The sequence below is a fragment of the uncultured Rothia sp. genome, assembly GCF_916049665.1.
Taxonomy (GTDB): domain Bacteria; phylum Actinomycetota; class Actinomycetes; order Actinomycetales; family Micrococcaceae; genus Rothia.
Map to the genome: position 1 here is coordinate 1 of NZ_CAJZIE010000090.1, position 6825 is coordinate 6825.

The window sequence follows — 6825 nt, forward strand, 5'->3', positions numbered from 1 at the left end:
CCGAAGAGGGCGCACCCCCGCCTACATGTTTTGTTATATCAGCTACTCACCTTGGGCGGCTGCGGTCGCCTCGCTCGTAGCGTCTGCTTCGCCTCCGCAACCGTCATGAAGAATCTCAAAATCGACAACAACAAACGCGTTATCTTCAGAACGGCGAACAACAAAGACCCGTCGCGTTACCTGCGCCGGATTAAATTTCTTACCCTCAGCAGTGCGAACGTTGCTCCAGTCTTCACAGAACGTGATGGTTGCACCGGTATTCTCTGTAACAGAACCATCGTCGTTCATGGTTCCATAGATGACTGGATCGATGTTAGAGAAGGTGACTTCGCCCTCGAGAGGACCGCGGCCTTCTTCTATGAGCTTCCGGATATGCTCCACATTCTCCTTTGTGTCTTCAAGGAATTCTTTACTCACGTACCGGAGTAGCTCTTCATCGCTCGTGTGCTCCAGGTTCCCCTGCCTCCACGCATTCCAAATGCGTCGGTGCTGTTCCAATGCATCGTTTGCAGCCTTGAGAGTCGCATCTGCTGCTTCCTGCGACCGGTTATTCACGTCGATACTTGCCTGAATCAGCACGGGTTCATAACCCGTCGGAGTGGGCGAAGGAGTGGGGGTTGCGGAAGCCTCGGCGCTCGCTGACTCAGTGCTCGCGGAGATGGAAGCGCTTGATTCTGCGTTGACCTGTGCGCCGCCGGAACAAGCGGACAGGGTGAGCATCATTGCCGCAGAGAGCGCGGCAATAGAACTACGGTTAAACATCATTGTTGGTTCTTTTCTGGTGTGTGGTTGTGTAAACCGCAGAATTATCCATACAGCAACGTGTGGAATTCAGCGGAATGTTATCGGTTGATGCCATTACCCTAACATACATTCGCAGAACACACACCCCGGCTCACTATTTGTCCATTTTGGCAATGTTCCGTTCATAACGGTGCAGGCAAGCGCACATCTGAGGCATGCATAGAGGCGCATGCCGGGCACGCGGGACAGGCTCCATCCTCGAGGCGCCTATGTTGTTTTTAAGCTAGGATGCCGCAGAGGGGGCACTCCCCCGCCCGCGTTGTCCGGTGAAGCCTCGCCTACCTTCCAAACCCAGCGAGCGCATCCGCACCCAATACGGAACCCCACGCAGAAGCGCACCAACCAAACGCAACCTAGACACAGAAAACCCCCGCCGTCCTGTAGCGAACTACAGTACGGCGGGGGTTTCACGTACGCTCCCCTGCGGGCGCATCCTCAACAGCGAACCAACCAGCTACAAGCCAGCAGGCCGCGGCGGGATGTTTTACGCGAGCAGGGTCGGCTTCACCTGACGGAGCTTATCCAGCAGACCGTTCACGAACTTCGGAGATTCATTCGTGGACAGCACACGCGCCAGACCGACAGCCTCAGAAATTGCGACAGCATCCGGAACTTCGTCATTGTACAGAAGCTCCCAAGTGCCAATACGCAGCACGGCACGGTCCACGGCGGGCATACGCTCGAAGGACCAGTCACGGGCGTAAGTCTCAACAAACTCGCGGATCTCTTCGTCGTGGTCGCGGACGCCACGAATGATTTCCTCAGAGTATGCAGAAATCTGCGCTACCGTGTACAGTCGGCGGCGGCGGAGTACCTCAATATAATCTTCGTTGCGCTGATCCGCCTCGAAGAGCACTTCGAGGGCGCGCAATCGGGCTTTAGTACGCGAATTCATTAGTCGTTCACGCGACCGAGGTACTCACCGGTGCGGGTGTCAACCTTGACCTTGGTGCCGGTCTCCAGGAACAGGGGAACCTGAATCTCGTAGCCGGTCTCAACGGTTGCGGGCTTGGTGCCGCCGGTGGAGCGGTCACCCTGCAGGCCGGGCTCGGTGTAGGTGATTTCGAGGACCACGGATGCGGGCAACTCGATGTACAGGGGGCTACCCTCGTGCATTGCGATGGTTGCGGTCTGGGACTCGAGCATGTAGTTTGCTGCGTCGCCAACAACGGTTGCGGGAACGTTGATCTGGTCGTAGGTCTTCATGTCCATGAAGACGTAGTCGTCGCCGTCCTGGTACAGGTACTGGTAGTCGGAGCGGTCAACGGTTGCGGTTTCGATCTTAGCGCCAGCGTTGAAGGTGCGGTCGACGACCTTGCCGGAGGTAACGTTGCGCAGCTTGGTGCGGACGAATGCGCCGCCCTTACCGGGCTTAACGTGCTGGAACTCTACGACGGACCAGAGGTTGCCGTCAATCTTCAGGACGGCGCCGTTCTTAATATCGGTAGTGGATGCCATGGGGCTCTCCTTCGTGTCATCGACGCCCACGCCGTAGTGGTACCCGGCGCGGCGCTAAGTTTTCAATGAGCAAAATTATGTCCCGTACATTCTACAGGATGTGCACGAATTTGCCTAGCAGGTGCGCCACAGTTTCTGCGGCACCCCGCCCGGCTGCCGCGCACTGACTGCCAGATGCTGGCGGTCGCGTGGCGTGTGCTTCCGGTGAATATACGGGACTCATCACCTACTCAGTAACTTCCTGGTAGGTCATGTACAGAATCGAATCGTCCGGCACCTCGTAGACGCGCGGGCGAGCCAAACCGTCAAGAATGATGAAGCGCAGCAGGTTGCCGCGTGCCTTCTTGTCGCGGCGCATTGCTTCGAGCAGCTGGGGCCATGCGTCTGCCTTGTAGGAGGTGGGCAGGCCCAGAGATTCGAGGATGCTGCGGGTACGTGCCACGAGTTCTTCGTCGGCGTGGCCGGTTGCCAGCGCCAGCTCGGCGGCGTAGACCATGCCGACGGACACTGCCGCGCCGTGACGCCACTGGTAGCGTTCGTTGCGCTCGATGGCGTGGGCGAGGGTGTGGCCGTAGTTCAGGATTTCGCGGCGGCCGGATTCGCGCAGGTCCTCGGAGACAACCTCCGCCTTCACGCGCACGCTGCGCTCAATGAGTTCACGCATGACGGCGGACTGCGAGTCGCGCACGGCGTCCGGGTTTGCCTCGATCAGGTCGAGGATTTCGGGGTCTGCGATGAAGCCGCACTTGACGACCTCACCCATGCCGGTCAGCAGCTCGTGCTCGGGCAGGGTGCGCAGGGTGCCGATTTCGCAGAGCACTGCGGCGGGCGGCCAGAACGCGCCGACCAGGTTCTTACCCTCGGCGGTGTTGATGCCGGTCTTACCGCCCACGGCAGCGTCCACCATGCCCAGCAGGGTGGTCGGGATGTGGATGACGCGCACGCCACGCAGCCAGGTTGCCGCGACGAAGCCGGCAACGTCGGTAATAGCGCCGCCGCCCACGGAAATAATAGCGTCGGTGCGGGTGAAGTCGTTCTGACCGAGCACCTGCCAGCAGAACGCAGCCACCTGGTAGTGCTTCGCCTCCTCAGCGTCCGGGATTTCGGCGCTGAAGGATTCGTAGCCCATGGCACGCAGATCTTCCATGACGAGCTCACCGGTGGAACGCAGGGCACGCGGGTGAATCACGAGCACCTTCTTGGTGCGGTTGCCCAGAATTTCGGGAATTTTACCGAGCAGGTTGTGGCCGATGAGAACCTCATAGTTCTCACGCGGGGAGCTGCCCGTCACCGGGATGCGGGTAATATCTTCCGCGCCGGAGGCACCGAAAGTGGGGGTGGGCTGAGTGCTCATCATGTGTCCTTTCACAGGTGAGGGGTTAAGCTTGGGGGCGCTGCGCGCGGGAGGCGCGGGTCGCGGTCACGTACGCCTGGATTTCGGCGGTCATCTCCGTGATGGGGCGGCCGCCTCGTGCGTCCAGGGTGAAGTGTGCCAGCTCTTCGTAGCGGCTGCGGCGGCGCTCAAAAATTTCTGTCCACCGCTCGACCGGGTTCGGTTGCAGCAGCGGGCGGGTCTTGTTGCCGGTAATGCGCGGGGTGACGGTGTCAGCATCAACGAGGATGTACACCACGCATTCGTCCTTGAGCAGCTCCGCGACCGAGTCGGTCATGGGTGCGCCACCGCCCAGGGAGAACACCGTATTGCGGTACACGGGCGAGGTGAGGACCTCTTCGATGGTCTTGCGTTCGAGCTCGCGGAAGTGCGCCTCACCGAAAATCTCGAAGATTTCGGAGACTTCGCCGTAGCGTTCCACAATGAGCTGGTCAGCGTCGAGGAACTCGTAGCCGTAGAAACGCGCCAGGTGCGTACCAATGTAGGTCTTACCTGCCGCCATGGGGCCAATGAGCACGATGGGGCGGGAACGTTCCGCGAAGTTTTCGTGCATTTCACGAACCTGCTGCGGGTGGATGCGAGCGCCGCAGGCGGACTCGTCTTCTGCGAGCGCTTCTGCGGGGATTTCTGCGGGCGCGACAAATTCAGCCGGTGCGGAAGCTTCGACGGATACTGCAGAATCAGCGGGTGCCACAGATTCAGCAGGAGTTGCGGTCAGCTCGGAAGCGTCGAGGGGCTTCTCACCCGCCGGGTTCTCTGCAGGCTGTTCTGCGGCGAGCGCGGCGGGTACTGCGGGTGCGGCAACTTGAACCTTGCCGAACAGCGCCGGGGTCGGGCGCACCGGCTTGGCGGATTCAGCCGCGGGTACAGGCGCAGAAACGGTAGTGCTCTCCCCCGCTTCTGCAGGCTGAGCCTGCTTCGGCGCTACAGGTTTCGGAGGCGCCGGCTTGGGGGCAGTGAGATTGGGTACCGTGGGCTTCGGGGGTGCCGGTTTGGGTGCGGCAGGCTTGGGAGCTTCCGCCTTCACGGGCTCCTCGCGAGGCTCTTCCTCAGCCATGCCCTGCAGGGCGCTGAGCAGCTTCAGGCGCAGGTCCTCGTCCAGGCCGAGCGCCGGGTCGGCATCCTCAGAAACCGAGGAGGCGTACAGGCGCACACCCTGCGTGCTCGCGGCAGCGGCGGGCAGGGGGCGAACACCCGAACGCATCAGGTCAGCCGGGGTCGGCACGCGAGACGCCGCGCGGGCAGCAGAAACCGAAGCAGTAGCCTTGGAGCCTGCCTCAGAAGCTGCAGAAGAGCCAGAAACGCCCGCCTCACGCGCGGTAACCTCAGCGGATACAGCCTGCTCGGCCTCCACCGCGGCACCGGAATCCGATACACCAGAATCCGGGCGCGGCGAAGCGCCCCCTCGCGCACGCTGCGCAGCCGCAGCAATACGCGCAAGGGGGCTCGACGCGACGGGGTGAACGCCCGCAGGCTCAACCGGAAGAGGCACTACGCGTCCCAACCGGCAACGTTAGACTCCCACGCCAGAGACGCCGGGATAGCGTCCAGGTAGGAATCCATGTTGCGGCGAGTCTCACCAATCGAGTCGCCGCCAAACTTCTCCAACGCGGCCTCGGCCAGCACCAGGGCGACCATAGCCTCCGCCACCACGCCGGCGGCGGGAACAGCACACACGTCCGAACGCTGGTGGTGGGCGCGAGCCTCCTCACCGGTGGAGGTGTCAATGGTCTTCAGGGCCTTCGGCACGGTCGCAATCGGCTTCATGGCCGCACGCACGCGCAGCAGGTCGCCGATGCTCATGCCGCCCTCAATACCGCCAGCGCGGTTGGTATCGCGGGTTACGCCGTGCTCACCGATGGAAATCTCGTCGTGAGCGGCAGTGCCCGGGCGGTCAGCAGTCGCGAAACCGTCGCCAACCTCAACGCCCTTAATAGCCTGAATACCCATCAGTGCTGCGGCAAGGCGCGCGTCCAGGCGGCGGTCCCAGTGCACGTACGAACCCAGTCCGGGAGGCATACCGTACGCGAGTACCTCAACCACGCCGCCGAGGGTCTCGCCGTCCTTGTGCGCCTCGTCCACGCGCTGAACCATCGCGTCGGAGGTTGCCTTGTCGAAGCAGCGCAGCGGGTCAGCGTCCAGCTGCTCAACGTTGCGAGGCGAAGGCACCGGGGCACCCTCGGTGGCGTGCACGCCGCCCACAGCCACGGTGTGAGACACCAGCTCAACGCCCAGAGCCTTCAGAATCTGGGCGGCAACCACGCCGAGCGCCACGCGGGTTGCGGTCTCACGTGCAGAGGCGCGCTCCAGCACCGGGCGAGCCTCAGAGAAGTTGTACTTCTGCATGCCGGTAAAGTCGGCGTGACCGGGGCGCGGGCGAGTCAGCGCCGCGTTACGGGCACGGTTCTCAATTAGCTTCGGATCCACCGGGTCAGAGCTCATCACGTCAGTCCACTTGGGCCACTCGGTGTTCGCAATCTCAATAGCGACCGGGCCGCCCTGAGTCAGGCCGTGACGCACACCGCCCAGGATGCGCACGCGGTCCTCCTCGAACTTCATGCGGGCACCGCGGCCGTAGCCGAGGCGGCGACGAGCCAGGGCGTCACGCACCATGTCGCTGGTGAGTTCCACACCGGCGGGTACGCCCTCAATAATGCCGACGAGCGCCTCGCCGTGGGATTCTCCGGCAGTGAGCCAACGCAGGGCCATAGGTTAACCTCTTTTCATCGCACCCGCACCGCAGCGCAGGAGGAAGGAATAATAATTCTTCACGTGTATAAATAGTGTATAAAATGCCTGTTTACTGAGCGAGTGAAAGCACGCTTTTTTCACGAAACGGAAGCACGAGGGGCAAGATCAACCGCCGCGCACATCGCATTGATTAGACCCAGCAGTTCGGCGGGCTGCAGTTCACGGCCGGTAAACAGCAGAACCTGCTCCACCGCCTGATACAGCAGCATCTCCAGGCCAGAAACCACCGTGCCGCCGTTAGCCTCCCAAGCGCTCGCCAGCACCGAAGGCCACGGGTTATACGCAACATCGAGCAGTACCGGCCGGTGCGTTGCGGAGGCGCCCTTCAGCCCGCTCAGCTGGTTCGCCCACTCATCCGCCGCATGGGCAGGAAGAGTAGACACCACCGGGTGATGACCGCGCTCCGCAAGATTCTGCGG

Annotated in this window: 6 protein-coding genes and 1 pseudogene; all 7 read right to left on the minus strand. The window is 62.0% G+C overall.

Annotation, left to right across the window (positions count from 1 at the left end):
• Positions 1–42: 42 nt before the first annotated feature.
• Positions 43–765 carry a methyl coenzyme M reductase subunit gamma gene (locus tag QZ540_RS07810; RefSeq protein ID WP_294628991.1) on the minus strand — a complete coding sequence of 241 codons (723 nt, stop codon included), beginning with the start codon at positions 763–765 and terminating at the stop codon, positions 43–45.
• 523 nt (positions 766–1288) lie between these two features.
• Positions 1289–1699: a transcription antitermination factor NusB gene (gene nusB, locus QZ540_RS07815; RefSeq protein WP_005505934.1), complete on the minus strand. Its 411-nt coding sequence runs from the start codon at positions 1697–1699 to the stop codon at positions 1289–1291.
• Positions 1699–2262: an elongation factor P gene (efp, locus tag QZ540_RS07820; RefSeq protein ID WP_005505932.1), complete on the minus strand. Its 564-nt coding sequence runs from the start codon at positions 2260–2262 to the stop codon at positions 1699–1701. Before efp ends, nusB begins: the two co-directional genes overlap by 1 nt.
• A gap of 226 nt (positions 2263–2488) precedes the next feature.
• Positions 2489–3616, minus strand: coding sequence for a 3-dehydroquinate synthase (gene aroB, locus QZ540_RS07825; RefSeq protein WP_294628993.1), 1128 nt, complete (start codon positions 3614–3616; stop codon positions 2489–2491).
• A gap of 25 nt (positions 3617–3641) precedes the next feature.
• Positions 3642–5147, minus strand: a complete 1506-nt coding sequence (locus QZ540_RS07830; protein WP_294628995.1) for a shikimate kinase — start codon at positions 5145–5147, stop codon at positions 3642–3644.
• Positions 5147–6364 (minus strand): chorismate synthase, encoded by a 1218-nt coding sequence (gene aroC, locus QZ540_RS07835; RefSeq protein WP_294628997.1) that lies wholly within the window; start codon positions 6362–6364, stop codon positions 5147–5149. The genes QZ540_RS07830 and aroC overlap by 1 nt, the downstream gene beginning before the upstream one ends.
• A 119-nt stretch (positions 6365–6483) precedes the next feature.
• Positions 6484–6825, minus strand: a pseudogene (locus QZ540_RS07840) (serine protease); the annotation flags it as partial.

Coding starts and splice junctions, on each gene's coding strand:
- QZ540_RS07810 (WP_294628991.1), bottom strand. CDS start 765: ATGATGTTTAACCGTAGTTCTATTGCCGCGCTCTCTGCGGCAATGATG.
- nusB (WP_005505934.1), bottom strand. CDS start 1,699: ATGAATTCGCGTACTAAAGCCCGATTGCGCGCCCTCGAAGTGCTCTTC.
- efp (WP_005505932.1), bottom strand. CDS start 2,262: ATGGCATCCACTACCGATATTAAGAACGGCGCCGTCCTGAAGATTGAC.
- aroB (WP_294628993.1), bottom strand. CDS start 3,616: ATGAGCACTCAGCCCACCCCCACTTTCGGTGCCTCCGGCGCGGAAGAT.
- aroC (WP_294628997.1), bottom strand. CDS start 6,364: ATGGCCCTGCGTTGGCTCACTGCCGGAGAATCCCACGGCGAGGCGCTC.